Here is a 15,419-nt window from a genome sequence, read left to right as displayed (position 1 = left end):
TATGGAACGATCCCAAATCCTTAACATGATGGGCACGCTGAAGCTGTTCGGCATGCGCAGCGCCTATGACGAGATCATGGCCTCCGGCATCAAGCGGCAGCACGAACCGCCACGCATCGTCGGCGACCTACTTCAGTCGGAGATCGCCGAGAAGCAGGCGCGCTCCATCAAATACCAGATCACCGTCGCCAAGCTGCCGCTGGCCAAGGACATCGACGACTTCGACTTCACCGACACGCCGGTCAACGAAGGGCTCGTGCGCCAGCTTGCGACAGGAGCCTTCCTCGCCGAGCAGCACAATATCGTTCTGGTCGGCGGAACCGGCACGGGGAAGTCCCATTTGTCCATCGCGCTCGCACGCGCCCTAATCCGCAACGGCGCACGCGGCCGCTTCTTCAACGTCGTCGACCTCGTCAATCGGCTCGAGACGGAGGCACGTAGCGGAAAGCAGGGGCGGCTGGCCGACTTCATCACCAGGCTCGACTTCGTCATCATGGACGAACTCGGCTACCTCCCATTCGCTCAGGCCGGCGGCCAGCTCCTCTTCCATCTGATCAGCAGGCTCTACGAGCGGACCTCGATCATCGTCACGACGAACCTGGCGTTCGGCGAGTGGCCGGCCGTCTTCGGCGACGCCAAGATGACCGCCGCCCTCCTCGACAGGCTAACCCACCATTGCGAAATCGTTGAGACCGGGAATGAATCCTGGCGCTTCAAAAACCGCTCTCAAAGCTAAAGCCGAAAAGACAAACAACCCGCGCCCGCAGGCCCCTGCGCTAAATGGAGAGCTCCGGGCCTACGCGCGCTGACCCTATGCAACCAGAGGCAGGGGTCCCTTTTGGGAGCCGATAAGGGGTCCCGTTACGATGCCGATTGACAATTAAGAAGCTCGCCAACCATTGGAAGACCCACGACTGGCGAAAGGTCGAGGATCGGATCAATTCCCTCCCGCAGTTCCTCACGGAGATCGACGGCCTCGACATCCACTTCATCCATGTCAGATCGAAGCACGACAATGCGCTGCCGATCATCATCACCCATGGCTGGCCCGGATCAGTTATCGAACAGATGAAAATCATAAAACCCCTCACCGATCCGACCGCCTTCGGTGGCACCGAAGCTGACGCCTTTCATGTGGTCATTCCTTCCCTGCCGGGCTATGGATTCTCCGCCAAACCTAGGGATGCCAAGTGGACGCCGCCCCGAATTGCCAAAGCATGGGCTGTACTGATGCAGCGCCTCGGTTATGCCAAGTATGTGGCCCAAGGTGGCGATTGGGGGAATGCCGTCACAGAACTGATGGCGGTGCAGGAGCCCGCGGGGCTCCTCGGTATCCATACCAACATGGCGGCTACCGTCCCTGCCGAAATAACCAAGGCGCTTGCCGCCGGCACTCCACCTTCCACTCTCACAGCAGACGAGAAGCGGGCCTACGACCAGCTCGACGATTTCAACAAGAATGGGCTTGGCTACGCGATTGAGATGAACAACCGCCCACAGACCCTCTACGGAATCGTAGACTCGCCGATTGGGCTCGCGGCTTGGATGCTGGATCATGATATCCGGAGCTACCGAATGATCGCAAGGTCTTTCGATGGCGAACATGAAGGCCTTACGCCGGACGACGTCCTCGACAATATCACCCTTTATTGGCTTACCAACACTGCGATTTCGTCAGCGCGCCTCTATTGGGCCAACGCGCATTTCCCGTCTGGCGGTTTCTTTGATCCGCGTGGCATCAAAATTCCGGTCGCCGTGAGTGCTTTTCCGGACGAGATCTACCAGGCGCCGCAAAGCTGGGCCGAAAAAGCATATCCAAAGCTGATCCACTACAATCGACTGCCTAAGGGTGGGCACTTCGCAGCCTGGGAACAGCCGGAGCTGTTTACCTCGGAGCTGCGGGCAGCTTTCAAGCCTTTGCGCGACCAAATCTAGGTCGAGCGGTCAAATAGTCGAACCCACACCTCGCGCCATCTTAATCTGCGGCGCCCAATCATCGGGCGCCGTGCGGAAAATATCCGCCGGTGTGTTCTGGAAAGTCATTATGTTTCAGCTTCCTGCACTTCTGCTCCGGGGCATGACCATCGTCGTCAGTCCATTGAAGACACTAATGAGCGACCAGGTTTTCGGTCTTCTCCGAAAGAAAATGCCAGCGACCTTCGTCAAACAGCGCCCTCGCCCCGCAGGAAAAGGATATCCAATGCCGCGGGCTAGCACGTGCATTGCTCGATGCCGTATTCAGTTCGAAGCCACCGGTCCGGCGGTTCCGCTACTGCTGTGACGAGTTTACAAGTGTGAACCATCGGTTCAAAAGCTTGTCGGAGCACGTCAACACGGTGTTCGCGAAGCGTCGTTGACGTCCCCTTCCTCCCCCGATCCACCGTGACGTTTTTCGCCGAACTGGAGAATATCCGCAGCGGCAGCGCGGAAATGCGGTGGCTCGGACCTCTCCATCGTGGTTCCTCTAAGCTTCTCACACAGAAGCTGCTCCAGCCGAAGGGCGACGTGGCGTCGGTCGACGCCGCTCGGGTGATATCGGTCAATCTCATGCTCGGTCATCGTCATTCCCCAGATCCATCCCATGTTGGGGCGGGACAGCTTTCAACCGCAAGCGGCCGAGTGTACCGCCGACAGGGTGATATTCGTGGAATCGGCCAACGACCTCGGCGTCCAGGAATCTTTCGAGGAAGCGCTTCGCTATGCATCACTTTTCGCAAAGCCGTCGGCCTCCGGAATATGGCTGGTAGGTACAATCGGACGGCCGAAAGGAGCGGTAGGCGCGCGAGCAGGCGGTGATGTTGCAGGACGGCGGCGCACCTTGACCATTGTTTGCGTCTTCCGTCGATTGCACTCCACTCAGCGCGGATTCGGCCGTCGCCTCGCGCATGAAGTCCCGCCAAACATGCGCTGGCAGGGTGCCGCCCGTCACGCCCTTCATCGGCGTGTCATCATCATTGCCAACCCAGACCCCAACGACCAGCGCTTGCGTGAAGCCGACGAACCAGGCATCACGGTTGTTCTGGCTCGTGCCGGTCTTGCCGGCCGCGAACGTGCCAGGATCCGCTCCACGTCCAGTACCGCGCTCGACCACCAACTGCAGGAGGCCGATGAGATCCGACTGGTAGGGCGAAAGATCGACATTCGGCTTTGCTTGTGAGCCAACTCGAAACGCCTTGGGCTGCCCTGCCGCTTGAAAGTCGATGATGCCCCAGGGCCTGACAGGTGCCCTGCCGAGTTGGACGGACGCATAGGCGCTGGTGAGGTTGAGCAGATTGACCTCGGACGTGCCAAGCGCCAGAGACGGTGTGTTGGGCAGCGGCGCATCGATGCCGAGTTCGCGCGCCGCGGCAATCACATTGTCCAGACCGACCTCTTCGGCAAGCGCCACCGACGCGGCATTGAGCGATCGCGCGAACGCCTCGGCAAGCGTTACCCAGCCGCGATAGTTGCCACCGGAATTTTCCGGTGCCCAGCCGTCGATGTCGATTGGCGCGTCAAGAACCCGGTCGGACAAGGTGAGCCCGGCCTTCAATGCCGCGTAATAGACGAATAGCTTGAAGGTGGAACCCGGCTGGCGCATCGCGGTGACGGCGCGGTTGAACTGACTCGCCTTGTAGTCGTGGCCGCCAACCATCGCGACGACCGCGCCGTCGGGCGTCATCGCGACCAAAGCGGCCTGCGATGCTCCGACCGTCTTTCCTTCACTGTCGAGGGCTCGTTTCACGACCTTTTCGGCGATTTGCTGCAACCGGGGCACCAGCGTTGTGCGCACCGCAGTCGAACCGGGCGAGGAGCCGGCGATTTCGCTTGCTTGGGGTGAGATCCAATCGGCAAACCAGCTTCCGGAGCGTGGCGTGGGCGTCGTGGGTTGCAGCCTGGCGAAGCTCGTCTTGGCCTCCTCCAATTGTGGCGTGGTGATCTTGCCATTGGCCGCCATCGCGTCGAGAACGACCATGCTGCGTTGCCGGGCGCCTTCGAAATTGTCGATGGGATTCCATTGGCTCGGCGCCCGCAGCAAGCCAGCCAGCATGGCCGACTCCGACAGGGTGAGGCCCCCAATATCCTTGTTGAAATAGATGCGCGCGGCGGCGGGCATTCCGGTGGCGCCGGCGCCAAGATAGACGCTGTTGAGATAGCGCGTCAGGATTTCCCGCTTGCCGAGCTTCCACTCCAGCCAGACCGCGATCACAACCTCCTGTACCTTGCGCTTTATTGTTCGATCACTGTCGAGGTATTGCAGCTTGATGAGTTGCTGGGTGATCGTGCTGCCCCCCTCCACCACCGAGCCAGCCTCCAGGTTGCGCAGAAGCGCCCTCCCGATGCCCATGGGATCGATGCCAAAATGATCCATGAATCGGCGATCCTCGATGGAAAGGACCGCATCGATCAGATTGGGCGGAAACTGGTCGTATCGAGCATAGGGCCCTTGGTAAGGCCCCTGCCTCACCAACGGCGCGCCGTCGGCGGTTTCCAGCACCACGATCGGCTTCAACGTTCCATCCCGGATTTCGCTCCAGGGCACGTCCTTGAGGGCCCACAACAGCACGCTGCATACGAGGAGGCAGACAAGCAAGGCCGACCCCATAGCGAATTTCCACCAGTTCGCCGGAAGCCATCGGCGTCGGCGACTTTCGCGCGGCTTGGAACCCCGATCGCGAATGCCGCGCCCGGCTTTGGCCAGAGCAGTCGTCATCCATTTGGCGGGAGCTGATATGGTTTCCAGCCGCATCGACCGCCTTAGCTTCGTTGTCAAAAACGAAGCCATCGTCTTGGTCTTCGCCAAAGCAGAACTTGCCGCCAAATCGTGGCGTAGCGCGCGTAATAGATTGCTCGCAGCCTGTCGAGTTTGCACGAAGGTTCCGTGGGGGAATTGCGGGTTGTCGCCTTGGGTGGTTCCTGGCGGATCCGGGGCGGCCGCTTGCGTCGCTGAATCTGCTGGCTGAATGCGACCCGTGCTGGAGTTGCCAAGGCTTTCGCCGGAAGATTCGGGAGGATTTGGCATCGGTTACCGCTAAAAGGCCAACGTGGCTTGAACCTTATAGCCGGGCGATGCCGAGTGTTCTACCGTAAAAGGTCCCAATGGCTCGGAGCGGGATTGCAGGAATGGTGCTGCGCCCATTGCCTGCAGCGGTAGAAGCGCACGCAACAGCACGAGTGGCTAAAAGGAACTGGCCCGCAGCAAGGTGCGATCAGCAACATAGCCCAACGACGCGGGGCTGTTTTTCGGAGCGTATGCCCTAAAGACCGTCGAAGGAGGTCCGTCACACCATTGCCGAGGCCGATCTGCGCCCTAATTTCCAAAGTCTTGGCGAGAGCGACCGACACATCGATGTCTTCGAGCGACGCCAAGATCACGGAGGCGGAATTGGAAAATGACCTCGGTCCCCGCCGCGTCTATTCGACCTCGCCATCCGCCCCTTCACGCATGCCTGCCTTCGCGAGTGTACTCGCTGTTATTGCCATTCTGTATTTCGGCAAGGAAGTACTTCTTCCTCTAGCAATCGCAGTCCTGTTGACGTTCGCGTTGGCTCCCATCTCCTCTCGTCTTCGAAAACTTGGGATGCCGCGTATTCCGGCGGTAATCGTCACCGTCGTGATCGCTTTTCTTGTTCTCGTCCTGTTCGGGCTTGTCGTAGCGGGACACGTAGCCGAAGTCGCCCAGAACCTTCCTGCCTACCAAGGCAACATCATAGCAAAAATTCGGTCTCTCCAGGAAAGTGGAACGGATAGCGGTATTGTGCGGCGCCTGACATCAGTCGTTGAGAGCGTCGGTCGTGAGCTCAGCAACGCTGAGCAGCGCCCAGGTGCTCCAGGTACCGGATCAAGACCAAGGGAGCCCGTGCTCGTTGAGATATTCGCGCCTAGTAGACCAATTGAAACGCTTACTAGCCTGATTGGTCCTCTGCTTGGCCCCATCGCTTCATTGGGCTTGATCATCGTCGTCGTAATATTCATGCTTTTAGAGCGGGAAGAGCTTCGCGATCGCTTTATCCGGCTCGTTGGCTATGGCGATCTGCATCGCACAACAGAAGCCATCCAGGAGGCAGGTAGCCGCGTCGCGCAGTATCTTCTTATGCAGCTGGTGGTCAACTGCGCCTACGGTGTCCCATTGGCGCTCGGACTATGGGCGGTTGGCATTCCAAATCCAGCGCTCTGGGGGATGCTAGCCATCGTCCTTCGATTTGTCCCTTATATCGGGCCTGTAATCGCGACGGTTCTGCCGCTGTTCCTGGCCTTTGCAGTTGACCCTGGCTGGAGCCTTGTTCTCTGGGTTGGGGCCATCTTCCTTGTGCTGGAATTGACCAGCAACAACGTCATCGAGCCCTGGCTCTATGGTTCTCGTACCGGCCTCTCTCCGCTGGCAATCATCGTCGCGGCGATTTTTTGGGCGTGGCTGTGGGGACCAGTCGGTCTTGTGCTGTCCACGCCGCTGACCGTGTGTCTCGCAGTGTTGGGCCGGTATGTCCCGCAGTTCGAGTTCCTTGAGGTCGTTTTTGGTAGTGACCCTGTGCTCGATCCCAAGGAGCGGCTATACCAGCGGCTTCTTGCCGGCGATCCCGATGAGGCGACCGATTACGCTGAGGAATTCCTCGAGGAGGACTATCTGGAGGATTACTATGGCAAGGTTGCCATTCCCGCCCTTCTACTCGCGGAGAAGGATAGGCGTCGAGGCGTCTTGACCGCGGAGCAGATGGAACAGGTGTTCGGGACCGCCATCACGCTGGTCTCGAATCTCGCGGAAATCGCGCAGGAAGAAGAGCAGGAAGAGGAAGAGGAAGAGGAACAGAAGGAAGCGGCAGGTCGGCCCAGCCCCCCCAAGGAAGGGAATGGCGATGAAAGCGAACTACCTGACGGACGGGGCAAGACCGTCTTTTGCGTCGGAGGCAGGGGCCCGCTCGACGACGCGTCGGCTGCGATGCTTGCCCAGATACTTCAGGTACAGGGAGCCGAGGTGGTCGCAGCGAGGCATTCCGACATCCCCAATCGCCGCGCCATGAGCCTCGTTCCGAAACAATCGAACGCCATCGTAGTTTGTTTCCTCAATGAGGACTCGACAAGGCACGCCACCATACTTGTTCGTCGGTTCAAGCGCATATACCCAGCCATTCGCGTCGGCGCGGTCCTTTGGGCGGAAAACCAGAAGGAAAGGCAACCGCCCGCGCTTGGGGAGGCAGATTTCGTTGCCACAACCTTGACCTCGGCTGCCCGCGAGGCACTCGCCGATGCACCACCATCATTGGTGACGACCGCGCGCAAGATTCGTACCCGGCGGTCCTCGAACAAGACAGGCATAGCCGCCGCGCGCTCCGGGATTTAGCGGCAAACGGTGTTCAGGGGCCGGTCAGAGCCATGGAGCATCACATGAATTGCTCATTCGCGGGTTGGAGCCTCCAACCGTCACCGAGGATGTTCTTGTCGTCCGCCGTAAAGATCAGAGGAGTTCCACCCGGACGCTGACGTCGATGCTGTCGATCGCGAATTAGACGGTCTTGGCAGAGCGGCCCAGGACGCGCTATCGTGCTCAAACGATAGTTCGTCGCCGTCGCCTGAAACGCACCGAAGCGGCATCTTGTTCTTGTGGCGTCGTTATCAGCTCAAGATAGCGATGCGATCACTCGACTTGCAAGCTGGGACACCTGACGCGGGATCGCTATGGCACTATGCTTCGCCACATACGACAGCCTCGCGTTCCTAGGCAAAAGGATCCGGTCCATCTGCCTCGCGAAAAGTGTCTTGAGCTCCGACGGCACCTTGGTGTGCGAAACGAGGATCCGATAGTCGTCGGTCAGCGAAATCAGATGCCTATCGAAGAGCCGGTGCACGGCGGCGGAAAGCGCGACGTTCGTTCTGGACGACATCCGGGCCGCCTTCTTTAACCGGCATATGTGTGCAGCCTGCGCTTCGGACTTGCCGCCGCCATTGACGATCCGCAGTCCGGTGATCGCGCATCGGCTGTCGTAGGCGTCGCAGACCTTCCGCCGGAAGCTGGCCTCCCGGATTTTGCGGTTCATAAGGATCTGTTCAATAGGCGACCTGCTCCTCCCCTTCGATCCGCGGCCGCGCCCTGCGTCTCCGGCCCACCGCTGATGTCGATCTTGCAGGGAGACGCTTGAAGAGGCAGTGACGCTACTTACCGCCAGTTCACCAGCGCGCTTGCCATTGTAGATGATTTAAAGGAGAGTTCTCGGCGTGGCCCTCGAGGCCTGGGCAGCCTGCCATGATCGGAGAACGCCGTGCCTCTGAAAAATATTTTGGCCGCAGCAGCAATCGTCTTCATGACACTCTCGGGATGCGCGACGAGTGGATCAGACAACACGACCTATGCACAGCCGCAGGGGATTGGCCCAATTCGCGGCGATATTGGCGGTTACTAGCCCATCGGCGCCACTGAGCTCCGCACTTTTCCCGACAAAATCAGTTCATCGTGTTCAACGCGAATTGCACTCGCCGCGCATCTACGATCCGAGGTGGCGTTCGGCCGATACTGGAACCGCACCGGTGAGTCGGGCGATCCTCGCGGTCATCGCTCTCGCCCCTCGGTGCGATCGCCGCCTGGATCGGTGGTGCCGTCGGCACGACGCACATCGTCCGCGACGAGGACGCCCTCAGTTGTTATGTGGCGCTTCGTCAACGGGCGTGCGTGGGGCGTCAAGCCCCGAGAGCTCGAGGTCCCCACCGAATATTCTAGGCTGGAACAAATGGGTCTGGAGGGCATTGTTTCGTGACTCTGCAACCGAGGGCGGCACTACCGCCGTGCCGGAGAATTCACGCGACCGCCATCAGCACCCAAGTCGCGCTCATTCTAAGATGCCAAGGATGAAGGTTAGTCTTGAAAGCTGCAAAATCAGCACGTGCGCCGGCAAAACCCGCCTTACCCGAGGGCGTACAGGATCACGGTCCTTTTCAGCGCCGCTTTTGGGCGGCGCAAAGGATCGCCTGGTTGGTCTTCGCGTTGATATTGCTCGCCTGCCTCCTCGGCCTGCTTGGCCGAGGAGGCCCCTTCTCAAGGCATCGGATCGCGCTTCCAGCCGGGACGCTGGAACTCCCGGCGATCTCCAGGTGGAACGCTCCTGACGAAATGCGGGTGACGCTCGCTCCTTCGCCGGGAGACCAGACGCTCTTCGTCGATGCACGCTTTCTCGAGGTCTTTTCGATTGAGGGCGTTGACCCGCCGCAAAAGGCCACAGTGCAGCGGAATGGCCGTATCGGCTACGTTTTCGCGGCCGATCCGTCGGCGCCCGCGAAAATCGTCTTCCGCCTACACACCGAGCAGGTCGGACTGCGGTCCTACTTCGCTGGTATCGGCAACGATGTGTCCGAGCGGACAAGTTTAATTCTGCCTTAGGGAGGCTTCATGGACGCCGTCTTTCGCGGGCTCGCGATTTACTTCACGCTGCTGATCATTATCCGGCTGTCAGGACGCCGCACGCTCGCGCAGATGACGCCGTTCGACCTGGTGATCGTCCTTGTCATATCCGAGACCACGCAGCAGGCGATGCTCGGCGACGACTTTTCCATCACTAACGCCGTCCTGCTGATCCTTACTCTGTTCACCACCGACATCGGCCTGTCCTACGTCAAACGTTGGTGGAAACAAGCGGGCCATGTGATCGACGGCGTGCCTACCATCCTCGTGACGGATGGCGTTTACGATCGCGAAGCGCTTGGGGGATGCCGTCTTGACAGCGAGGACGTGATGGAGGCGGCCCGCAGCCAGGGCATCGAGTCCGTGAAGGACATCAAGTTCGCAATCCTCGAAGTCAGCGGCAACATCAGCATCGTGAAGAAGAACTGACGACTACGACGCCATCCGTCGCAGGGTCTGTGATCCGCCGCGCGTTGTAAGGCTTCGGATAGGAGACGCCCTTTCGGGCAGTCACCGAGGTCAGGATCCTTCACCCCGGAAACAACGACGAATTCGATCGGAGGCCAGCGATCGCGCACCGCGGGTGCAAGCTTCAGTCCGTCCATCGAGCCTGGCGTGTGATGTCCGTCGACATGATCCTGATATCAGGGACTTCCCGAGGAAGACGAATTGCCTCGTCCGCGCTTCAAGCCTCAACCGTCGGACCAGCGTCTTCGACCATATCGATCACCATCATCAGCGGAAGCGGCTCGTCCTCCACGATTGGTGCTCTTCTGTTCATGCCGACGCTCTCGCGACTCCACTAATCGCGAATGATGACTTCCTTGCCTTCCCAAGTCCAATATTGAAAAGGACAACTCGAAGCTAACCCCGTCATGGCGATAATCTGGCCTGCGTCGAGCCCCCTCTTGTTCCTGCTGCGGGCGGACAATGGCGGCGAAGGCGGCACTTTATCGCTATTGGGGCTCCTAATTAAGTAGACGGAAGTTACATGCTGGCTCTGTTTGGCGCTGGCCTTACTCCGGCTTGCGTTAGCGCGCTTCGACGCGGAGGTAGGCACCTTCCCGCGCTGATGCCATGGTTCGACGCGCCCCGGAACGCGCGGCGGCTTAAATAACCAAACCAGGTGCGCAAGGCAACGACCACGACGAGATATGGATATTGCTTGGGCTTGCTGTCGTGTCGGTTGCCTTTTGTCGGTCGCAACTCAACATCGATCAGCCTATTTCCCTGAAGGTGATCGAATAGCGAAGTGTGTCGACCGGCGGAATGGAGTGCTCCCACTCGTTTCGGGCCGGCCCCGACAGGAGATATGCCGACCCGGGCTCTACCCTGAGCGAGAAGCGCTCCCACTTGGCGCCAGCCCGCCGTCTCAATCTGAAGGTGCATGGGGCCAACAGCGACACACCGACAACTCTGCCAAATACCTTTTTGTCCCTATGCCATCCAATCGGCGCGCCTTGGGCATATTCGGTGATCAAGGCTTGCTGCAGCTGGTTGGCCTCGATCCCGGCGAAACCGGCGGCGAGCGCACGGACAGGAAGAAGGAAATCTGGGATATCCTCGGCCGGCCTCATCCGTTCCGTCTCGAAGTCGTACTTCCAGCCGAAGGAGACGACCCTTCTTTTGCCCTCGAAGCCGTGGAAATCGAAAGGCTTAAGCGGCAGCGAAGAGACATACTCGACGAGGCGAGACTGTTCGAAGTCCGGAACAACGGCGGCTTCGTAGCGGAAGCCTTCAGGAAGCTCCACTTCCGATGCGGCAAACAGGTCTCCTTGCTGCAATGGTTTCATGAAAGACTTCGGTAATTCGTACAGAAAGGGAATTGAACTCGTGGAGCGCGGAGGAAATCTCCTCGCGCCCTCATCTCAATATAGAGCCCACGGTAGTACATGGCGTTGCTGGTCGTGGCACCGGTTTTCATCGCGCTGAAGCTTTGCCGGGTCACAACGCCTTCGCGGTCGTGTCCATCCAGGCACGATGCCGTTCCTCGTCCTGGTGCGCCTTCATGAAAAACGCTTTCGAGGCGGGGATGGCGTCTTCGTGACGTGATGCTCGCTCGTAGGCGGTCACGGTATCATCTTCATTCGTTTTCATCGCCTTGAGAATGGCGGCATCCCCCATCAGATCGGCGAGGGCGATCTTGCCGGTCGTCAGCATCTCCTTCATGTCGCCCCGCGTCGGTGCCTGGATCCCAAGTTCGCGCGCCATCTCGTTTAGCACTTCGAGATGCTGCAGGTGGTCCTGCTTGAAGCTGGTGATCTTTGTCGCGAACTGCTTGTCATCGAGACGCTCTATGCAGGAATCATACGCGGCGATCGCATCATACTCGAGATAGATTAGATCCTTAACCAGACCCTTGATGTCGGATTCGTTGCCTACCATCGTTACCATGTCGTCCTCCATTTGCTGGTTGAGAAGGCCAAACCCTCCGCGCGGACTGTTGTTCCCTTGACGCGATTGTAAGGGTGAGCCGCGTTCTTGCCATTTCGCCCTGGCAAGTCGAGTGCCGAAGCGCATTCGGCCCCAATCGGCGAACGGGGGGCGCCATTTGATTCCGAGCCGCATGAGCAAGGTTCTCCCGAATGCGATCGGCGACCTGACGCCCTGGCCTCTGCTCTTGAAACGGGCGGGATCCGCGGATCGGTCATGATGTGGAGAGCGTCTGGTCGTCTGAGGCTTTAGAAGTGACAGAATGGCAGACACAGGCATCCTCATTAGCCGCTCTTGGTGAATGCACGCATTCCCGCCCGCGAACGGCCTGTACGTTACCGCACTGTTCCCGGGAGCGTCGGAACGCGTAGCTGCCATGCACATTCTTCCTGAGCCCCAAGGAGAGAGAACATGAGCGGACTGACTGGAACAGGTGCCACCCTCGAACAGGATATTGTCGCGTTGATGCCGGCTGTGCGCCGGTTCGCGATGAGGTTGGAGCGGTCCGCGACAGATGCGGACGATCTGACGCAGGATACGATGGTCAAGGCGCTGGCCCATGTCGATCAATTTCAGCCCGGGACCAACCTAAAATCCTGGTTGTTCACGATTGCCCGCAACACCTACTGCACGAAATACAGGATGCGCCGGAGATATACGCTCCATGCCGACATGGAAGTAGCTGGTTCCGGACAGGCAGTACAGTCCACTCAGGAATGGTCTTTACGAAGGGCGAGGTCGACAAAGCCATTTCAGCTCTCGACGTTGACAAGCGCCGGGTGTCGCTGATGGCGATAAGTGGCGAAAGCTATAAGGACATCGCCGGGGCATGCGGATGTGGACTCGGAACGATCAAGAGCCGCATTGCGCGTGGACGGGCCGCGGTGATCGCGACTTTGGGGGAAACTACAGCCGCGGGAGCCGTCGCGGCGAGGTGATCTGCCATCGCGATTTAAGGGACCAAAAGCCGCCGGGCCCAAAGGCCCGCTTCTTCAGAAACGGGAACCAACGCCTCGTGTTAAAGCTTTGCAAAGGCCAGAGAGGGATACGGGAGGGAAGTCATGCGCTTCATACCGACGATGCTCAAGGCAACCGCCGACCACGACATCGGCCTAAAGGTCGTATTGGCCGCATTAGATCATGGACGCTGATGCCGCAACTCTCAAGGACGCATGCCACGATTTCGAAGCCAAATATGGCATCGAAGCCTTCCTCTATACTAGGCCGCGATCATGCACGATCGTCTCGGCGCCCTTGGCCTGAACGTCACGTTCGATGATGAAGAAGGTGGAGATCCAAATGAAGACCCAAAAGAAAGTGGTGGTGATCACCGGAGCCTCCAGCGGCATCGGGCAAGCGACTGCTGAGGCTTTCGCGCGAGAGGGCGCCAATCTCGTGATTGCCGCCCGAAACGCAGTAGCACTTCAGGCCGTGGCCAACACCTGTCGTGAACTGGGCGCCGATGTTATCGTCGTTCCCACAGATGTCACCGATGCCCAACAGGTAAAGGCGCTCGCCGAAGCAGCGCTTGGCGTTGGCCCAATCGACGTGTGGGTGAGCAACGTCGGCGTCGGCGCCGTCGGCAAGTTCCAGGACACCCCGATCGAGGCGCACGAGCAGGTGATCCGTGCCAATCTGATCGGTCACATGAACGACGCCCACGCCGTGCTGCCGATTTTTCTCGACCAGGACCACGGCGTGTTCATCAACATGATCTCGCTGGGCGGTTTCGCAGGAGCCCCTTACGCCACCGCCTACAGTGCCAGTAAATTCGGTTTGAAAGGATTTTCAGAGGCGCTCAGGGGCGAACTGGCGAACCATCCCAATATACATATTTGCGATATCTATCCGGCTTTCATGGATACACCTGGGATCAGCCATGGCGCCAACTACACGGGTCGGAAGTTATCGGCGCCGCCGCCGGTCTACGACGCACGCAAGGTCGCCGAGGCGGTCGTCAGGGTTTCCCGGCATCCAAAAGTGACAACGACGGTCGGTGCAACCGCTGACCTGATACGCGTCGGACATTTTTTCGCTCCACGCTTGAGCGCACGGCTCATGAACTGGTTCATGACGACCTACTTCAGACAGGCTGACTCCGGGCCTATGACGGATGGCAACCTCTTCGCTCCATCAACGCGACCAGGCGGTATCGATGGCGGTTTGCGATCACGCACGCAACGGGTGGCGTTGGGAGCGGTGGCGGCGACGGTAGCGGTCGGGCTCGGCCTTCTCGCTGTTGCGAATACCTACAACCGAAACAGCCGTCGCATACAAAGGCGATATCGACGCGGAATTTAATCGCGTTCGTTTTTATGACCGTCCGAGGATCGCATGACGACTTACCCGCCTCTCGATATCCTGAAGCCTATCGGCCAGGGCATCTGGATCGTTGACAGCGGCCCCCTTCACGCTGGTGGCGTCATCCCCTTGCCGGTCCGAATGACGATCATGCAGCTGTCCGACGGCAGCACGCTCCTCCACTCGCCCACCCGCTTCGACCAAGCCCTCCGACTGGAGATCGAACGAGTTGGCCCCATCCGGCATATCGTCGCGCCAAACAGCGCGCACTGGAGTTTCGTGAAGGACTGGAAGGGACGCGTCCCTGAAGCCCTTGTCTGGGCAGCGCCCGGCTTGAGGCAACGTCGCCAGGTCAAGAAGGCGCGTATTCCATGGCACGGCGATCTTGGCGACGCATCCCAAGCTCACTGGACCGCGGATATCGATCAAATCGAGGTGCCGGGCATCGGTGGGTTCAGCGAGGTCTGCCTCTTTCACCGGAACAGCCAGGCCCTGGTGGTTACCGACCTGATCCAAAACCTCGATGATCACCAGCAATCCCCATGGATGCGGCTCTTCTCATCGCTTGTCGGCGCGCGGGAGAGAGCGCCAATCTACCTTCGAGCCGTGGTCCAGTTGAGAGGCGAGCCCGCGAAGGCGGCGGCCCGGCGGCTGGTGGCGCTGGAGCCGAAGCTGGTGATCTTCAGCCATGGACGATACATCGATCAAGACGCTCCTGCGCGACTGCGAAAGTCCCTTGATTGGCTGGTCTAGCCAGCCTTGGCGCCGGCCAATGACACACCTGCGCGCGACCAGCTACTGGCGAATTCCTCGAGCTTCCGGAATGGCAGTGTCTGTGGTAGCCTCTGATGGGTACGATCAAATCGGTACGCTTGGCCGGCAAGGAAAGATCCTCGCCAAGCCCGGCATTCGATCGGTTTCGATCCGTCAGCTGTCTGACAAACCACCCGCTCGGCCAGCTGTTAGTCGAACAGGAAATTCGGCGCTGCGCGGAGGCTTCGTCGCTTCCACGGCAATTGGCGAGAACAGAGCGGCGTTCCTTCCACATGTGCAGCGACGTCGGCCAGCGCGAAGAACTTGCGGCGCGGGTGTGCCCAGCAAAGTGCCTTCGCAAGAGGACCGGGACTACGATCAACTCACGTGGATGCCCCCGCGGGGCATAGCGTTCGCTCTGGCGGTTGAGCGGCTGGTGTTCGGCGAACCTGCCCGGGGAACCGCGCGGCGTTACACTGACACGGGATAACCTCCAGGGTCTGGATGCGCGCATCCCGCCGGCGTGTTAGCGTTGGCCTGCCGACCAGTGCCATTCCCATATCGA

At 59.6% G+C, this 15,419-nt stretch carries 13 protein-coding genes; 9 read left to right on the top strand and 4 right to left on the bottom strand.

Annotated elements, in window-relative coordinates; translation table 11 throughout:
- Position 1: 1 nt before the first annotated feature.
- Together istB and AC244Q_RS29980 are read left to right on the top strand one after the other, a co-directional pair.
- On the top strand, positions 2-736 hold the full coding sequence (gene istB, locus AC244Q_RS29985) for an IS21-like element helper ATPase IstB (protein ID WP_128408307.1): 735 nt from the start codon (positions 2-4) through the stop codon (positions 734-736).
- Positions 737-873: 137 nt separating this feature from the next.
- Positions 874-1,935, top strand: a complete 1,062-nt coding sequence (locus AC244Q_RS29980; RefSeq protein ID WP_487764161.1) for an epoxide hydrolase family protein — start codon at positions 874-876, stop codon at positions 1,933-1,935.
- A gap of 769 nt (positions 1,936-2,704) precedes the next feature.
- On the opposite strand, the gene AC244Q_RS29975 is transcribed toward AC244Q_RS29980, so the two are convergent.
- Positions 2,705-5,002: a PBP1A family penicillin-binding protein gene (locus AC244Q_RS29975; protein ID WP_128408059.1), complete on the bottom strand. Its 2,298-nt coding sequence runs from the start codon at positions 5,000-5,002 to the stop codon at positions 2,705-2,707.
- A 327-nt stretch (positions 5,003-5,329) separates the two neighbouring features.
- On the opposite strand from AC244Q_RS29975, the gene AC244Q_RS29970 reads away from it, so the two are divergent.
- The gene (locus AC244Q_RS29970) at positions 5,330-7,318 is read left to right on the top strand and encodes an AI-2E family transporter (RefSeq protein ID WP_012763374.1); all 1,989 of its coding nucleotides are present in this window, start codon (positions 5,330-5,332) and stop codon (positions 7,316-7,318) included.
- 277 nt (positions 7,319-7,595) lie between these two features.
- Here the strand turns inward: AC244Q_RS29970 and AC244Q_RS29965 are convergent, their stop codons facing one another.
- The gene (locus AC244Q_RS29965) at positions 7,596-8,012 is read right to left on the bottom strand and encodes an HNH endonuclease (protein ID WP_244432288.1); all 417 of its coding nucleotides are present in this window, start codon (positions 8,010-8,012) and stop codon (positions 7,596-7,598) included.
- A 1,067-nt stretch (positions 8,013-9,079) separates the two neighbouring features.
- Between AC244Q_RS29965 and AC244Q_RS29960 the strand changes: the two genes are divergently transcribed.
- Entirely contained in the window at positions 9,080-9,346 is a 267-nt protein-coding gene (locus tag AC244Q_RS29960; RefSeq protein ID WP_050786659.1) for a hypothetical protein, read from the top strand.
- A gap of 9 nt (positions 9,347-9,355) precedes the next feature.
- Positions 9,356-9,796: a DUF421 domain-containing protein gene (locus AC244Q_RS29955; RefSeq protein ID WP_012763375.1), complete on the top strand. Its 441-nt coding sequence runs from the start codon at positions 9,356-9,358 to the stop codon at positions 9,794-9,796.
- A 788-nt stretch (positions 9,797-10,584) separates the two neighbouring features.
- Here AC244Q_RS29955 and AC244Q_RS29950 read toward each other — a convergent pair.
- Together AC244Q_RS29950 and AC244Q_RS29945 are read right to left on the bottom strand one after the other, a co-directional pair.
- The gene (locus AC244Q_RS29950; RefSeq protein ID WP_012763376.1) at positions 10,585-11,160 is read right to left on the bottom strand and encodes an alpha-ketoglutarate-dependent dioxygenase AlkB; all 576 of its coding nucleotides are present in this window, start codon (positions 11,158-11,160) and stop codon (positions 10,585-10,587) included.
- 151 nt (positions 11,161-11,311) lie between these two features.
- Positions 11,312-11,761: a DUF2383 domain-containing protein gene (locus AC244Q_RS29945; RefSeq protein ID WP_012763377.1), complete on the bottom strand. Its 450-nt coding sequence runs from the start codon at positions 11,759-11,761 to the stop codon at positions 11,312-11,314.
- Between the two features lie 450 nt (positions 11,762-12,211).
- On the opposite strand from AC244Q_RS29945, the gene AC244Q_RS29940 reads away from it, so the two are divergent.
- The 4 genes from AC244Q_RS29940 to AC244Q_RS29925 all read left to right on the top strand — a co-directional run bounded on the left by AC244Q_RS29940 (position 12,212) and on the right by AC244Q_RS29925 (position 14,854).
- Positions 12,212-12,589, top strand: coding sequence for a sigma-70 family RNA polymerase sigma factor (locus AC244Q_RS29940; protein WP_245460691.1), 378 nt, complete (start codon positions 12,212-12,214; stop codon positions 12,587-12,589).
- Positions 12,517-12,738: a sigma factor-like helix-turn-helix DNA-binding protein gene (locus AC244Q_RS29935; protein WP_348630303.1), complete on the top strand. Its 222-nt coding sequence runs from the start codon at positions 12,517-12,519 to the stop codon at positions 12,736-12,738. The genes AC244Q_RS29940 and AC244Q_RS29935 overlap by 73 nt, the downstream gene beginning before the upstream one ends.
- 361 nt (positions 12,739-13,099) lie before the next feature.
- Entirely contained in the window at positions 13,100-14,101 is a 1,002-nt protein-coding gene (locus AC244Q_RS29930) for an SDR family oxidoreductase (RefSeq protein WP_012763379.1), read from the top strand.
- A 33-nt stretch (positions 14,102-14,134) separates the two neighbouring features.
- Positions 14,135-14,854 carry a DUF4336 domain-containing protein gene (locus AC244Q_RS29925; protein ID WP_012763380.1) on the top strand — a complete coding sequence of 240 codons (720 nt, stop codon included), beginning with the start codon at positions 14,135-14,137 and terminating at the stop codon, positions 14,852-14,854.
- The last annotated feature ends 565 nt before the right edge of the window (positions 14,855-15,419 follow it).

It is taken from the genome of Rhizobium sp. CB2179 (assembly GCF_057653455.1).
The sequence above is the reverse complement of the archived record's forward strand: the minus strand, read 5'-3'. Positions and strand labels throughout refer to the sequence as shown.